The sequence below is a fragment of the Cryobacterium sp. LW097 genome, from assembly GCF_002205495.2.
GTDB lineage: Bacteria > Actinomycetota > Actinomycetes > Actinomycetales > Microbacteriaceae > Cryobacterium > Cryobacterium zongtaii.
In genome coordinates this window covers 468236-483947 of sequence record NZ_CP021992.1, presented here as the reverse complement: position 1 = coordinate 483947, position 15712 = coordinate 468236, and the positions used below count along the sequence as shown (strand labels likewise).

At 68.8% G+C, this 15712-nt stretch carries 11 protein-coding genes; all 11 read right to left on the bottom strand.

Annotated features, from left to right (window positions below):
* Positions 1 to 98: 98 nt before the first annotated feature.
* A complete protein-coding gene (recR, locus tag B7495_RS02275) occupies positions 99 to 698 on the bottom strand; it encodes a recombination mediator RecR (RefSeq protein WP_088455142.1) in 600 nt (199 codons plus the stop codon).
* Positions 699 to 3425: a DNA polymerase III subunit gamma and tau gene (locus B7495_RS02270; protein WP_088455141.1), complete on the bottom strand. Its 2727-nt coding sequence runs from the start codon at positions 3423 to 3425 to the stop codon at positions 699 to 701.
* 125 nt (positions 3426 to 3550) lie between these two features.
* On the bottom strand, positions 3551 to 4309 hold the full coding sequence (locus tag B7495_RS02265; protein ID WP_088455140.1) for an ABC transporter ATP-binding protein: 759 nt from the start codon (positions 4307 to 4309) through the stop codon (positions 3551 to 3553).
* A complete protein-coding gene (locus tag B7495_RS02260; protein WP_205748706.1) occupies positions 4306 to 5313 on the bottom strand; it encodes an iron chelate uptake ABC transporter family permease subunit in 1008 nt (335 codons plus the stop codon). Before B7495_RS02260 ends, B7495_RS02265 begins: the two co-directional genes overlap by 4 nt.
* The gene (locus tag B7495_RS02255) at positions 5303 to 6322 is read right to left on the bottom strand and encodes an ABC transporter permease (RefSeq protein WP_205748705.1); all 1020 of its coding nucleotides are present in this window, start codon (positions 6320 to 6322) and stop codon (positions 5303 to 5305) included. The genes B7495_RS02260 and B7495_RS02255 overlap by 11 nt, the downstream gene beginning before the upstream one ends.
* A 22-nt stretch (positions 6323 to 6344) precedes the next feature.
* Positions 6345 to 7367: a siderophore ABC transporter substrate-binding protein gene (locus B7495_RS02250; protein ID WP_205748704.1), complete on the bottom strand. Its 1023-nt coding sequence runs from the start codon at positions 7365 to 7367 to the stop codon at positions 6345 to 6347.
* A 184-nt stretch (positions 7368 to 7551) separates the two neighbouring features.
* Entirely contained in the window at positions 7552 to 8724 is a 1173-nt protein-coding gene (locus B7495_RS02245) for an IS30 family transposase (RefSeq protein WP_088454824.1), read from the bottom strand.
* A gap of 85 nt (positions 8725 to 8809) precedes the next feature.
* On the bottom strand, positions 8810 to 10570 hold the full coding sequence (locus tag B7495_RS02240) for a glycoside hydrolase family 35 protein (RefSeq protein WP_088455139.1): 1761 nt from the start codon (positions 10568 to 10570) through the stop codon (positions 8810 to 8812).
* A gap of 2 nt (positions 10571 to 10572) precedes the next feature.
* Positions 10573 to 12726, bottom strand: a complete 2154-nt coding sequence (locus B7495_RS02235) for a beta-galactosidase (protein WP_088455138.1) — start codon at positions 12724 to 12726, stop codon at positions 10573 to 10575.
* A complete protein-coding gene (locus tag B7495_RS02230) occupies positions 12723 to 14255 on the bottom strand; it encodes an alpha-N-arabinofuranosidase (protein ID WP_205748703.1) in 1533 nt (510 codons plus the stop codon). Before B7495_RS02230 ends, B7495_RS02235 begins: the two co-directional genes overlap by 4 nt.
* Before the next feature lie 81 nt (positions 14256 to 14336).
* Positions 14337 to 15689 (bottom strand): ABC transporter substrate-binding protein, encoded by a 1353-nt coding sequence (locus tag B7495_RS02225; protein ID WP_088455137.1) that lies wholly within the window; start codon positions 15687 to 15689, stop codon positions 14337 to 14339.
* Between the last annotated feature and the right edge of the window lie 23 nt (positions 15690 to 15712).

Genomic DNA, 15712 nt, shown 5'->3' with positions numbered 1-15712 from the left:
TGCGTTCGTATTCTCGGGCGTTCATGTGACGCCGTGTGCGAGGCGGGGTGGCGTGGGGCTCCCGGGGCGCGGCGGAGCCCGGGCGACCGGGCGGAGCGCTAGCTGGTGACGGTGCGGCGGCCCTCGAAAGCACGGCCCAGGGTGACCTCGTCGGCGTACTCGAGGTCGCCGCCGACGGGCAGGCCAGAGGCCAGGCGGCTGACCTTGATGTCGAGGGTGGTCAGCAGGCGGGAGAGGTAGGTGGCGGTGGCCTCGCCCTCGAGGTTGGGGTCGGTGGCGATGATGACCTCCTGCACAGTGTTGTCGGCGAGGCGCGTCATCAGCTGACGGATGCGCAGGTCGTCGGGGCCGATGCCGTCGATGGGGCTGATCGCCCCGCCGAGCACGTGGTAGAGACCCTTGAACTCGCGGGTGCGCTCGATGGCGACGACGTCCTTGGCCTCTTCGACCACGCAGATCGAGGTGGGGTTGCGGCGCGGGTCGCGGCAGATCATGCAAGTGTCCTGCTCGGACACGTTGCCGCAGATCTCGCAGAACTTCACCTTGTCGCGCACCTCGAGCAGCACGTTGGCCAGGTGGGTCACGTCGAAGTTCTTGGTCTGCAGGATGTGGAACGCGATGCGCTGCGCCGACTTGGGGCCGATGCCGGGCAGCCGGCCGAGCTCGTCGATGAGTTCCTGAACGATGCCTTCGTACATTTAGTTATCGTTCCTCTGTCGCGAGATCGGGTCGTGCGGTTGTTCCTCGATGAAGGTGGCGCCGAGGATCTCGCGCACCACGGCCTCGCCGTAGCGCTGCTTCTCGGCGAACGCGGGCGAACGCCGGCCGGGGGCTTGCTGGCGGGGAGCCTGCTGGCCTGGGGCCTGCTGGGTGGCCGGCCGGGTGCCACGGGGCGGTTCCGGGGGTGCGGCGAACTGCTGCGGGTCCGGCGGAAGGTCGTCGTAGGGCGGCGGCTCCTCGTCGAAGGGGGGCTCGAAGTCGGGCTCGGGCGCGTAGTCGTAGGACGGCGCGGACTGCGGCGCAGACTGCGACGTGGCAGATGTGGGTGCGGCGGCTGGTGCTGACGACGGTGCGGTGTCGGCCGGGGCGCTCCTGGCGTCCGGGGTGCCGGCGGGGGCGGAAGGTGTGCCGGTGGGGGCGGAGGGTGTGCCGGTGGGGGCGCTGGTGGGTGCACTGGTGGATGCACTGCCGGGTGCCCCGAGGACGGGCGGGACAACGATGGGTTCACCGGCCGCGGTCTCGGCAGCGGCCAGGGCGGCAGCGGATCCGGGGATGACCACGGTGGCCCAGCCTGTGGAGGTGGCCGGCGGTGCGAGGGTCGCCGTCGCGGTGCCGGTGGATGTGGCCGATGCCGGGCCGGTACCGGAGGTGGAGCTGGAGGTGGCATCGCCGGACGGGCCGCCGAAGACGGCGGGACCGGACGAAGGCAGATCGACAGCGGCCGAGGTCGGCGTGGTGCTCGTCGCGGAGGCAGCGGGCGCTGACCCTGTCGTCGAGGCGGTTGGCGTCGCGCCGGCCGGGGAGTTCCCCTCCGGGCCTTGCCCTGCTGCGGACGAGTTACCCTGGCGCACCGGGGCAGCTGGTCCGGAGGTGGGCACCTCGGCAGAGGACGCGGGTGCGGAAGTGGGCGCGAAGGTTTCGGAGTCGGCGCGGGCGATGAACTTCACCCGCAGGCCGAGCACCTTCACGATGGCGCCGCGGAGGAACTCGCTGACGCCCTGGCCTGGAGCCTGCTGAGCTTTGAAGCCCTGCATGTCCTGCTCGCTGGGGAAGGACAGCACGAGAATGTCTTCGCCGCGCAGATCGAGCACACGGGCGGTGTAGACCACGAGCCAGGCGCTGAGCTTGACCTCCTTGACGGCCTCGAGGATCTGGGGCCAGGCGTCCTTGATCTGGGCCAGGGTGACCGGACCGACGGGCACGACGGGGGCGGCGGGCGGCGGCGTCTCGGCGGTCGGATCGGGACGGTCGGCTTGGGCGCGATCGGGGCTCACGTCGGCAGCCGGGCTGGTGGCGACCGCCGCGGCGGGCTCGACCGGCATGGCAGCGGGGGTGCCCGGCGTCCGGGTGGCCCAGCCTGGGGCGGCTGGAGGGACGGTCGTCGCAGCCGGCGGGGTCGCGACCGGAGGGGAAACCTGTGCGGCGGGAGGGCGCGGGGCCGATGCCGCGGCCGGGGTGCGCGGCGCCGGTGCAGCAGCCGGGGTGCGTGGGGCCGTGGCGGCGGGAGCGGGCTCAGCCGGCGCATCCGTGCTGCCGCCGTCGACGCCGATGCGGCGTTCGAGACGTTCGACGCGGGCGAGGGCGCCGCGGGTGCTGTCGTCGGCGGCGGGGATGAGCACGCGCGCGATCATCAGCTCGAGGTGCAGGCGCGGCGAGGTGGCGCCCGTCATCTCGGTGAGGGCGGCGTTGAGGATGTCGGCGGTGCGGCTCAGCTCGGCGGGACCGAACTTGGACGCCTGCACGTGCATACGGTCGAGTTCGTCCTGCGGCACGCCGCGGAGCACGGCCGCGGCGGCGGCGGCGCTCGTGGCGGCAACGATGATGAGGTCGCGCATGCGCTCGAGCAGGTCTTCGACGAAGCGGCGGGGATCCTGACCGGTCTGGATGACGCGGTCGACGGCGTCGAACGCGGCCGAGGAGTTGCGGGCGGCGATGGAGTCGATGGCGTCGTCGAGCAGGGTCGCGTGGGTGTAGCCGAGCAGTGCCACGGCGCGCTCGTACTCGATCGCGTCGGTCTCGGAGCCGGCCATGAGCTGGTCGAGCAGCGAGAGGGTGTCGCGGGGCGAGCCGCCGCCGGCACGCACCACGAGCGGCAGCACGCCGGGCGCCACGGTCATGTTCTCGCTGTCGCAGAGCTGCTGCACGTAGTCGAGCATGGGCGCCGGCGGCACCAGCCGGAACGGGTAGTGGTGCGTGCGCGAACGGATGGTGCCGATGACCTTCTCGGGCTCGGTGGTGGCGAAGATGAACTTCACGTGTTCCGGCGGCTCTTCCACGATCTTCAGCAGCGCGTTGAAGCCCTGCGGGGTGACCATGTGCGCCTCGTCGAGGATGAAGATCTTGTAGCGGTCGCGGGCCGGCGCGAAGATGGCGCGTTCGCGGATGTCGCGGGCGTCGTCGACACCGTTGTGGCTGGCCGCGTCGATCTCGACCACATCGAGCGAGCCGCTGCCGTCGCGGGAGAGCTCAACGCAGCTGGGGCAGACGCCGCAGGGGGTGTCGGTGGGGCCCTCTGCGCAGTTGAGGCAGCGGGCGAGGATGCGGGCGGAGGTGGTCTTGCCACAGCCGCGGGGTCCGCTGAAGAGGTAGGCATGATTGACCCTGTTGGTGCGCAGGGCGGTCATGAGCGGATCGGTCACCTGGGACTGACCGATCATTTCGGCAAAAGTCTCTGGCCGGTAACGGCGATACAGGGCGGTAACCACGAGGTCAATCGTACTTGCTGCCACTGACACCCCGGGTGGATGGTGCACAGGGCGGCGGAGGCGCATCCGCCCGGCTCGGCCGGCGGTACCTAAAGGCGAGCGCGGCTGGGGCGAGCCCGCGCGGATCAGGAGTAGTAGAGGGCGACCGGGCGGCCGTCGATCTGGCGCACGTCGACCTTGGTGTCGTAGACCGCCTCGAGAACCTCCGGGCGCATGATCTCGGCCGCGGCGGCATCCGCCACGACCCGGCCATCGCGGATGGCGACGATGCGGTCGGAGTAGGTGGCGGCGAAGTTGATGTCGTGCAGCACCACGATGACACGTTTGCCGAGCTCGTCGGCCATTCGGCGCAGCAGCTTCATGATCTCGGTCATATGGCGCAGGTCGAGGTTGTTCAGCGGCTCGTCGAGCAAGATGTACTTGGTGTCCTGCGCGAGCACCATCGCGATGAACGCCCGCTGCCGTTGCCCGCCGGAGAGCTCGTCGAGGAACCGGTTGCGAAAGTCATCAAGCTCGAGGTAGTCGATGGCCCGGTCGACGTGGTCGCGGTCGGTGACCGTGAGTCGTCCCTTCGAGTGCGGGAACCGGCCGAACTCGACGAGGTCGTGCACGGTGAGGCGCGCGGCGATGTGGTTGTCCTGACGGAGCACGGCGAGGGTCTTCGCGAGGTCGCTCGACCGGGCGGTGGCCACGTCCGAACCGTCCACGGCGACGCTGCCCGCCTCGGGACGGATGAGGCGCCCCACGACACCGAAGAGGGTTGACTTGCCGGCACCGTTGGGGCCGATGAGCGCGGTCACCCCCTCAGCACCGAACGCGATGCTCACCTCATCGAGCACGGTGTGACCGTTGTAGCGCTTGCTGACGCCGTCGAGCACGATCATCGCGCCCCCTTTCGCAGAACCAGGTAGAGGAAGAAGAGCCCGCCGGCGAACTCGATGATCATCGAGAGGCTGCCGCCGAGGTTGAACACCTGCTCGAGCACGATCTGCCCGCCGAGCAGGCAGATCACCCCGATGAGCACGGCCGTCGGCAGCGTCCACACGTGGCGGAAGGTGCCGGCGTAGGAGTACGCGAGGTTAGCGACGATGAGGCCGAAGAACAGGATCGGCCCGACCAGAGCGGTCGACGCGGCGATCATCACCGACACGATGGTGAACAGCATCAGCAGAGTGCGCCGATGGTTCACCCCCAGTCCGACCGCCGCCGGCTCCCCCAGGGTCAACACATCGAGGATGCGCAGCAGCGGCAGGACGGCGGCGCAGGCGAGCAGCACGACGGCGCCGGTGAGCAGCAACAGGGTCTCGTCGGGGCGGGTCAGCGACGCGAACATCGCGTCGGAGAGCACCTGGAAGTCCAGCGGGTCGAGCATCCGCTGCATCCACTCGGTGAAGCTGCGGAAAAAGGTGCCCAGCACAATGCCGACCAGCAGCATCAGGTGGATCGAGCGGCGTTTGCCGCCGAACAGCCAGGTGAACAGGAACACGCTGAACGCCACCATCACCACGACCTGTACGAGCCAGAGGGTGAGTGGGTCGGCGCCCAGGAACGACGCCGAGCCGAAGAAGAACACGATCACCGTGGAGATGAGCACGTAGAAGGCGTCGAACCCCATGATCGACGGGGTGAGGATGCGATTCTGTGTGATGGTGTGGAACACCACGGTGGACACGCCCACCGCGGTGGCGACGAGCAGCATGGCGAGCACGGTGAGGCTGCGGATCTTGACCGCGAAGGCCAACGAGCCGGGCACATCCGTGAAGAAATACACCGCGACCAGGGCGAGCGCCACGATCGCGAGCAGGGCCAACCGCAGCCCGGGGCGGGCCCAGAGCGGGCCGAGCCGGGCGGGCGCCGGCGTGCGGCCGGTGACGGTGTCAGTGAGCACGACCCCTCCTTCGCAGTAGCAGCCAGAGGAACAGGGCGGCGCCGATGATGCCCACGATGACCGACAGCGGGATCTCGTAGGGGAAGCGCACCACCCGGGCGACGATGTCGCAGGCGATCACGAACACGGCGCCGAGGCCGGCGATCCACGGGATGGACCGACGCGCGTTGTCGCCGATGATGAGGCTGACCACATTGGGCACCACCAGGCCGAGGAACGGGATCACCCCGGAGGTCACGAGGACCGACGCCGTGATGAGGGCGACGATGACCATGCCCACGGCCACGACGCGGCGGTAGTCGAGGCCGAGGTTGGTGGCGAAGTCCTCGCCCGTGCCGATGACGCTGAACCGGTCCGCGGCGAACCAGGCCACGACCACCATGGCCCCGGCGATCCAGACGAACTCGTAGCGGCCCTGCATCACCGAGGCGAAACTGCCCTGTGACCACTGCCCGAGCGACTGGAGCAGGTCGAGCCGATACGCGAAGAACACCGTGACCGACCCGACGATGCCGCCGAGCATGATGCCCACCAACGGCACGAGCACCAGCTGGCGCACGGGCACCGCGCGCACGACCCTCAGGAACACCCAGGTGCCCAGCAGCCCGAACACCGCGGCGACGGCCATCTTGCCGACCACCGCCATCCCGGGCCAGAAAACGGTGCTGATCAGCATTCCGAGTGTGGCGAATTCGGTGACCCCGGTGGTGCCGGGCTCGACGAACCGGTTGCGCACCAGCATCTGCATGATCAGGCCGGCGATGCCCAGGGACGCGCCGGCCAGGAGAACGGCGACGGTGCGTGGGATGCGGCTGGTCACCAGGAGGAACGCCGCACTGCTGTCGGGCCCGCCGGTGAGCAGCGCAAGCGGCGAGACATCGGAGACCCCGATGAACAGGCTCGCGCTCGCAAGGATCACGAGGATGGCGCCAATGAGCACCCCCACCCCGGTGCGCCGCGGACGGGCGGACACCGGGGTGGGGGTGCGACGGGTGAGGAGGTCGGTCACAGTGTGCGGGCGATCCCGGGGGTCACTCGGCGATCTGCAGGACGTCGTCGATCATCAGCTGCGTGGTGGTGATGCCGCCGAACACGATGTACCAGGCGGTGGGGTCGAGGTAGACGATCTGGTCTTGCTGCGCGGCGGTGGTCTGCTTGACGATCGGGTTGTCGAGAACGGTCGCGGCCGCCTGGGCGTCCTCGGTGCCGGTCGCGGCGTCACGGTCCACGACCCAGAGGTAGTCGGGGTTCTGCTCGAGCAGGAACTCGAACGAGACCGGCTCACCGTGGGTGGCCGCCTCGATCTCTTCGACGACGGGCGTGACGCCGAACACGTCGTAGATCAGCCCGCCGCGGGCGTTGCGCCCGGTGGCGTCGGCGCCGGCGGGGGCCATGGCGTTGAGCTTGCCGCCGGAGACCATCAGGCCCAGGCCGGTGCCGGCATCCGCCGTCACGGCCTGTGCGTCGTCGATACCGGCCTCGAGGTCGGCCAGGGCGGCCGCGGCCTCGTCCTGAGCGCCGAGCACCTCACCGAGGAACTCGGTGTTGCGCTCGAGAGTCTCGAGGAACGAGCCGCTGATGCTCAGGTCGACGGTGGGCGCGATCGCGCTGAGGTCTTCGTAGAGCGCCGCCGAGCGGCCGCCGATGACGATGAGGTCGGGCTGCTCTGCCTCGATCGCGATGAGGTCGGCCTCGAAGAGTGTGCCCGCGTTGAATGCTTCGCTGGCCAGGTGCTCCCGCAGGTAGTCGGGCACCGAGTCCAGCGGGGCGCCGGAGATCTCGCCGCCGAGGGCTCCGATGGTGTCGAGGCTGGCCATGTCGAACACCACGATGTTCTGGGGGTTGGTGGGCACCTCGACCGTGGTCGCCTCGTACTGCGGGTCTTCGCCTTCGCCGGCGATATTGCGGTCCCACGAGAACGACACCGTCGTGGCCGCGGGGGTTGCGGCGGTGCCGGCAGTGCCGGCGTCGGCCTCGGTTGACGCGCAACCGCCGAGGATCAGCGCGGAGGCCAGGGCGAACGAGAGGGTCGCGAGAGGGCGGGTGAGGGACATCGGCGGGGCCTCCTGGGGCACTTAGGTTAGGCAATCCTTACTGGACCTTGGTTAGGGTAACCTAAGCACTCCGGGATTGTCCAATGCGCACCCATGGCGCCGGGCCTTCCGGACCCGCCGAGCACGCGAGGCGGCGCAACTGTGCCCGAATCGGACAATTGCGCCCGGCGTACCGGGGGTGGATTCAACTGGTCGATGCAACACCGCTGTTTTCTTGGTCTGAGAGTAGCTGATGCAGGGCTTCTCGCGGGGTGGCTGCGTCGAGCCGTTTTCGTGGTCGGTCGTTGAGCTTGTCGGTGACGAATTCGAGGTATTCGGGGTGGTAGCCGGAGAGGTCGGTGCCCTTGGGGAAGTACTGCCGTAACAGCCCGTTGGTGTTCTCGTTCGAGCCGCGCTGCCAGGGCGAGTGCGGGTCGCAGAAGTAGATGTCGATGCCGGTGGCGATGGTGATGTCTCGGTGCTTGGCCATCTCGATGCCTTGGTCCCAGGTCACTGTTTTGCGCAGTTCTGCGGGCATCTTCTCGATCGCGATGATCATCTGGTCGCGAACCTCGATCGCGCCGTGTTTCTCGGGGAGGTGCAGCAGCATCAAATATCCGGTTGCGCGCTCAACCAGGGTGCCGATCGCTGAGGCGTTTCCGGCGCCGGTGATGAGGTCGCCTTCCCAGTGGCCGGGAACGGCGCGGTCTTCGACCTCCGCGGGCCGGTCGGTGATCATGACCATGTCGCGGATGCGCGATCCGGGTTGTTGCCGACCCTGAGATTTGCGCAACGTCCGCCCGGTCCGCAGCGCCGTAACCAGGTCGCGGCGCAGCTGGCCGCGCCCTTCAACATAGAGGGCCTGATAGATCGTCTCGTGAGACACCCGCATCTCCATGTCGTCGGGGAAGTCTCGCCGCAGCCGCAGACTGATTTGCTCCGGGCTGTGTTCGGCGCTCAACCCAGTTTGCACGTATTCCAGCAACCGGTCGTTATTGGCCAGCTTCCCGCCGCGGGGCCGGCGCGCTCGATACCGGGACTGTTGCTCAGCGAACGACGGACGATACCCGCGCCTCGTCATCCCGCCGCGCAGTTCGCGGCTGATCGTGGACGGCGCCCGCCCAAGCCGGGCCGCGATCGAGCGCATGCTTTCGCCTTGAGAACGGCCAAACCAGATCTCCTCCCGATCGAGGAACGTCAAACGGCTCGACGGGTCAACGCGCGGGGGAACCATCCCGCCAGCCTGACTTACCCAGTTCGCAGCCGTCGACCGATTCACCCCCGCGCCGGCAGCCGCATCCGTGACCGTGCCGCCGACCCTGAGCTCCTCCCAGAACCGACGACGAACCTCACGCGGAAACCCAACACGACCACCCATAACCAACACCTCAATCAATCAGGTGTTGCAACGACCCCCTGAACCCAAGGGGTGCAATTGTCCGCTCGGGGAACAGTTGGGCGGGCTAGAAGTCGGTGTGGCCTAGGTCGGGGCGGGGGACGAAGTGGGCGAGGGTGCTCTCGGTGCCGTGCAGGCAGAGGATGACCAGCTCGTTGTCGGCCCTCAGCACCGGACCGGGCACGTAGAGGGTGGTCTGCGGTCCACGGTCCCAGAACCGGCCGAGGTTGAACCCGTTGATCCAGACCTGGCCCTTGCCCCAGCCGGCGGTGCTGAGGAACAGGTCCTTGCCGGGCTCGGCGGTGAACCGGCCGCGCACGAACGCGGGACCGCTGAGCGAGCCGGAACCGGCGAGGTCGAGGGCGAAGCGGGCGCTGCCGGATGCGACGAACCCGTCGACGTCGAGCGGCAGCACCTGCCAGTCGGCCAGGGTGACACCGTCGAGGGTGGCCGGGCCGATCAGGCCCTTGTCCTCGCCGATGCGCGGGCCGTAGTTGACCCTGCCCTGGTCCTCCACGAGCAGGTCGAGGCGCTCCCCCGGCGGTAGGCCGATCGAGCGGTCATGGTGGTCGCGCTGCAGCACACCGACGGGGTTGCCGTCGACGAAAACCTGGGCGCGGTCGCGCACCTCGCCGAAGGACAGCACGCGGGCACCCGGAGTCAACCGGCTGCGGTACAGGGCGAACCCGGTGTACTGGCCGAGGGCATCCATGCTGGGCAGCCCGGCGGTCGGAGCGGCGCTTATGTCGGCCAGCTCGGGTAACGCGTCCCACAGCGAAACGAACTCGTCGAGGGCGACCTCGAAGGCCGGCGCGGGCGCGGCCGGGGCCGGCAACGACCCGGTCACCGGCGCGTACTTGGCGAGCACCTCGCGGAAGGCGAGGTACTTGGCTGTGACCTCACCGCTCTCCGAGAGGGGCGCGTCGTAGTCGTAAGAAGTGACCGTGGGCTGGAAGACACCCTTGTCGTTGGCGCCGTTGGTGAAGCCGAAGTTGGTGCCGCCGGTGAACATGTACAGCGACACACTGGCGCCGGTGGCGAGCAGGTCGTCGAGCTCGCGGGCGGAGTCCTCCGCGGAAGTGGTGTGGTGGTGCGCACCCCAGTGGTCGAACCAGCCGTTCCAGAACTCGGCGCACATCAGCGGTCCGGTCGGCTGGTGGCGGCGGAGCACGGCCAGGCGCTCGGTAGCGCGGGAGCCGAACGAGCCGGTTTTGTGCAACTCGGGCAGGCTGCCGTCGGAGAGCATCTGGTCGGTGGGCTGGTCGATGGTAGTCAGCGGCACCGTGATGCCGCCGGCCCGGTTGAGCTCGACGAGCGCGCGCAGGTAATCCTTGTCGTCGCCGTAGGCGCCGTACTCGTTCTCGATCTGCACCAGGATGACCGGGCCGCCCCGGTCGATCTGCCGGGACGCCACGATCGGCAGCAGCTGCTCGAAGTACTCGGCCACGGCCGCCATATAGAGCGGCTCGTTCCGCCGCACCCCCACGGCCGGGTCGGTGAACAGCCAGCCGGGCAGGCCGCCGTTGTCCCACTCGGCGCAGATGAACGGGCCGGGCCGCACGATGGCGTACATGCCCTCGGCGGCGATCAGGTCGAGAAAACGGGCCAGGTCGAGCTGGCCCTCGGTGTCGAAACCGCCACGAGCCGGCGAGTGCGCGTTCCAGGCCACGTAGGTCTCGATGGTGTTCAGGCCCATCAGGCGGGCCTTGTGGATGCGGTCGGCCCAGTGATCCGGGTGCACCCTGAAATAGTGGATGGCCCCGGCGAGCACCCGGAACGGCTCACCGTTGAGGAGGAAGTGCTCGTCGCCGATCTCGAACGCGCCCATGATCAGGCCGCCGTTCGGGCGCGGCCGAGCACGGCGACGCCGGTGGCCGGGAGGGTGAGCGAGTCCGCGGCGAGGGTGCTGCCGCCGAGGTCGACGGCCACGAGCGTGCCATCGGCCTTGCCCAGCGGCACGGTCACGGCCTTGTCGGAGTGGTTGATGTAGAAGAGATAGTCCATGTCGTCGGACTGGCGCACGGCGAGCTGCACGATGCCGTGCGCGTCTCTCGGCAGCGGCGAGACGATGTGGGCGGCGGCGGCGAACCGGCCGACCAAAGCCACCAACGCGTCGGGGTCGAGGACCGTGGCGACGAAGCTGGCCCGGCCGCCGGACTCGGTCGAGACCACGCGGCTGGTCACCGCCGGCACACCGGGGAACGGGCCGTCCTGGAAGCGGGCGAGCACCTGGACATCGGAGGCCACGGTGACGTCGTGGGTGAGCAGCGACCCGGTTGACCCGGCCGGCAGGTCGCCGGACAGGCCGACGGTCTGGCCCGGCTGCAGGCCGCCGAACTCCTCGGCGCGCACGCCGAGCAGCTCGCGGAACGCGCCGGGGTAACCGCCGGGGTGGATGTGGTCGTCGGCGTCGGCAATGCCGGAGAACACGCCGACCACCAGGTGGCCGCCGGTGCGGGCGTAGTCGGCCAGGGCATCCGCCAGCGGCTGCGGCACTATGTAGAGCATCGGCGCGATGACGAGGTCGTACCCGGCGAGGCCGTGACCGTTCAGCACCGACCGGGCCGGCACAATGTCGGCCTGCAGGCCAATGGTGAGCGCGGCGGTGTACCAGGCCATGGCCTCGGCCTTGTAGCGCAGCAGCTCGGTGGGGTGCGAGTCGAGTTCGGAGGCCCACCAGGAGTCCCAGTCGAAGAGGATTCCGATGCGGGCCTGCTTGGTGCGGCTGCCGGCGACCTCTGCCAGGGAAGCGAGTTCGCCGCCGAAGCGGGTGACGCTGCGGAACACCGAGCTGTTCTCCCCCGCGTGCGGGAGCATCGCGGAGTGGAACTTCTCGGCGCCGGCCAAGGACTGGCGCCACTGGAAGAAGCAGATCGCGTCGGCGCCGTGGGCCAGGTGGGTGAGGCTGTCCCGGCGCAGCTGGCCGGGGGTTTTGGCCTGGTTCACCGGCTGCCAGTTGACGGCGCTGGTGGAGTGCTCCATCAGGAACCACGGCGCCCGGCCGGATATCTGGCCGGTGAGGTTGGCCGAGAACGACAGCTCCTCGAACGCGGCGGGGTCGGCCACGAGCAGGTAGTGGTCGTTGGAGACCAGGTCGATCTCGCCGGCCCAGTCGGCGTAGTCCATGCCGCGGGACTCGCCCATCACCATGAAGTTGGTGGTGATCGGCACGTCGGGCGTGATCTGGCGCAGGATCTCCCGCTCGGCGACGAGGTAGCCCTTGAGGGCGTCGCTCGAGAACCGGGCGAAGTCGAGCTGCTGGGTGGGGTTCGGATGCGTCGCGGCCAGCCGCGGCGGCAGGATCTGGTTCCAGGAGGTGTAGTTCTGCGACCAGAAGGCGGTGCCCCAGGCCCGGTTGAGTTCGGTGAGAGTGCCGTAGCGGGCCTCGAGCCAGGCGCGGAACGCCGCTGCCGCGTCGTCCGAGAAGTCGTAGACGTTGTGGCAGCCGAGCTCGTTGCTGATGTGCCACATCGACAGGGCCGGGTGGTTGGCGTAGCGCTCGGCCATTTTCTCGACCAGGGCCAGCGCGTAGCGGCGGAACACCGGTGAGGTGGGGCGCCACTGCTGGCGGCCGCCGGGCCAGATGGTTTCGCCGACCCGGTTCACCGGCAGCACCTCCGGGTGCAGCTCGGTGAGCCACGGCGGCGGGCTGGCGGTGGCGGTGGCCAGGTCGACGGCGATGCCGTTGGCGTGCAGCAGATCGATGGCGCGGTCGAGCCAACCGAAATCCCAGCTGTCCGGGGTGGGCTGCAGCAGCGCCCAGGAGAAGATGCCGACGCTGACGATGTTGACACCGGCCTCGCGCATCAGGCGCATGTCTTCGGCCCAGACCTCTTCGGGCCACTGTTCGGGGTTGTAGTCGGCGCCGTAGCCGATGCGGGCGGCGTCGGCGGGCAGGCTCTCGGTGCCGTCGGCGAGGGTGTGCGCCTCGGGCCAGCGCACCCAGCGATGCTCGTTGGTCGAGACCGTGCTCACGGCGCTCATGCTGCAGCCTTGGCGGCCAGACGCACGATCGACCAGGACAGCGCGGGCAGCACGACCGTGGCGGCGGTGCCGTCGTCGGCCAGTGTCACGTCCGTCAAGTCGACCGGGTGCACGGTGTCTTGATGATCAACAGTGTTGGTGGCGAACCGGTCCCCACCCTCCGGCGCGAACAGGCTCTGCGCTGAGAGCACCGAGCCGGCGGGGGCGCCGGCCAGGTCTACCTCGAGGGTGAGCGGGTCGGAGCTGGAACGGTTGACAAGGAACAAGACGATCTCCTCGTCGGTAGCGGTCACCGCGGCATCCGATAGGTCGACGGTGCCGTGTTCCCTGGTGTCGTAGGTGTCGGAGTGGATGGTGGCGGCCAGCACGTCGCCGTGGGCGGCGGTTGCGGTGAGGGCGAACGGGAAGAAGGTGGTCTGGCGCCAGGCCGGACCGTTGGGCTCGGAACGGATCGGCGCGATGACGTTCACGAGCTGGGCGAGGTTGGCCATGCTGACCCGATCGCTGTTCCGCAGCAAGGAGATCAGCAGGGACCCCACCACCACGGCGTCGCTGACGTTGTATTCGTCCTCGATCAGGCGCGGCTGCGTGTTCCAGTCGCCGGTGAACAGGGGTTCCTTGTCGACCTCGTTGAACCGGGTCTGATACCAGACGTTCCACTCGTCGACGCTGATGCCGATGGATTTGTCGAGGCCCTGCGCCACGGTGACCTCGTCGATGATGTGGGCGACGTCGCCGATGAAGCGGTCAAGGCCCACGCCGGAGGCGAGGAAACTGCCGAGGTCGCCGGGCTTTTCCTCGTAATAGGCGTGCAGGGAGATGTGGTCGACGAGCTCCGCGGTGTGCTCGAGAACGGTGCGTTCCCAGCTGCCGAAGGTGGGCATCTCGGCGTTGGAGCTGCCGGCGACGACGAGTTCGATGGTGGGGTCGACCCACTTCATCACGCGGGCGGTTTCGGCGGCGAGTCGGCCGTATTCCTCTGCGGTCTTGTGGCCGATCTGCCAGGGGCCGTCCATCTCATTGCCCAGGCACCAGACGCGGATGCCGAACGGTTCGGTGCGGCCGTTGGCCTGGCGCTGGCCGCTGAGCGCGGTGCCGGCCGGGTGGTTGGAGTATTCGAGCAGGGCGGCGGCCTCGGTGATGCCCCGGGTGCCCAGGTTCACGGCCTGCATGATCTCGACGCCGGCGCTCTCGGCCCAGTCGGCGAATTCGTGCAGGCCAACTTCGTTGGTCTCCACGGAGTGCCAGGCCACGTCCAGGCGCGTGGGGCGGTCGGGGCCGACGCTGTCTTCCCAGCGGAAACCCGATACGAAGTTGCCGCCCGGGTAGCGGATCAGGCTGGGGTTCAGCTCACGCACGAGGTCCAGCACGTCTTGGCGGAAGCCATCCGCGGTCGCGGTGGGGTGCCCGGGTTCGTAGATACCCGTGTACACCGAACGGCCCATGTGCTCGACGAACGAACCGAAGAGCCGGGGTGAGACGGGGGCCACGATGTCGTCGCGGGAGATGCTGAGCCGGGCGTGAAACACGAAGGAGATCCTCTGGTTGGAAGCTGATGGTGCGCAAAGGGTGGGCCGTCCGGTCGGACGGGCCCACCCTGTGCCGCTGCGTTACTCGGTGACCGTGAAGCCCTGCTCGTTGCCGTAGGCGACGATGGCCTTCTGCCAGTCGGTCAGGCCCGTGTTGAGGTCGGACTTGTCGGCGTAGGACTGGCCGACGGTGTCGGAGAAGATACTGTTCGAGTAGACCTGGAACGGCAGGTAGCTCCAGCCTTCGACGACGTCCTTGGCGGACTGGACGAGGACCTCGTTGATCTTCTGGCCGCCGAAGTACTCGCTCTCGGCGCCGAGGAACTCCTCGGACTCGAGGTCGGCGACGGTGGAGGGGAAGCCGCCGGCGTCGATGGAGATCTGGGTGCCTTCACCGGAGTTCATGAACTCGACGAAGCCGGCCGCGGCGAGCTTGTTCTTGCTCTGGGCGAGCACGGCGTCGCCGCCGCCACCGTTCTCGGCGCTGGCGGTGTCGCCGGCCTCATAGACGGGCAGCGGGGCCACACGCCAGTTTCCGGAGGCTTCCGGCACGCCGGATTCCAGGTTGCCGGGCATCCAGGCGCCGATGTTGAGGGTGGCGATGGTGCCGTCGCCCAGACCTCGGTACCACTCGTCGCTCCAGCTGGTGGTCGGTGCGATGAGGTCCTTCTCAATCAGCTGGTTCCAGGTGTCGGCGAACTTCTTCGACCCCTCGTCCTGCAGGTTGATCTCGACGTTCGTGGAGTCGGTGGTGGTGAACGGCTGGCCGCCGGCCTGCCAGATCATGCTGGTGGCGAAGCCCGCGTCGCCGGTGTCGTTGGTGATGTAGGCGTTCGGGTTGGCCGCGTGGAGTTTCTCGGCGGTGGCGATGTACTCGTCCCAGGTGGTGGGCACGGTCAGGCCGTACTGGTCGAACACGGCCTGGTTGTAGAACATGGCCATGGGGCCGGAGTCCTGTGGCAGGGCGTAGACGCCGCCGTCGAGGTTCACCGATCCCCAGGTGCTGGCGGTGTACTGGTCCTCGAGGGAGTCCAGACCGAAGTCGCTCAGGTCGACGAGGGCCTCGGAGAGAGCGAACTGCGGCAGCGCGTAGTACTCGATCTGGGCCACGTCGGGTGCGCCGGAGCCGGCCTTGATGGCGTTCTGCAGCTTGATGTACTGGTCGTTGCCGGTGCCGGCGTTGACCACGTCGACCGTGACGTTGGGGTACTTCTTTTCGAATGCGGTGGCGATGTCTTCCACGGCCGGGGCCCAGGCCCAGACGGTGAGGGTGGTCTCCTCCTGCAGAGCGGCCTCGATGTCGGCGGCGGTGCCGGTCTCGGCTCCGCCTCCGCCGGTGGAGGCGCAGGCGGCCAGGGAGACGCTCAGGGCGAGTCCGGTGGCGACGGCGAGTGCGGTGCGGCGCAGGCGCGTGTTGCTGTGTGGTGCTTTCATTGGGGTGCCTTTCACTTCCTTGT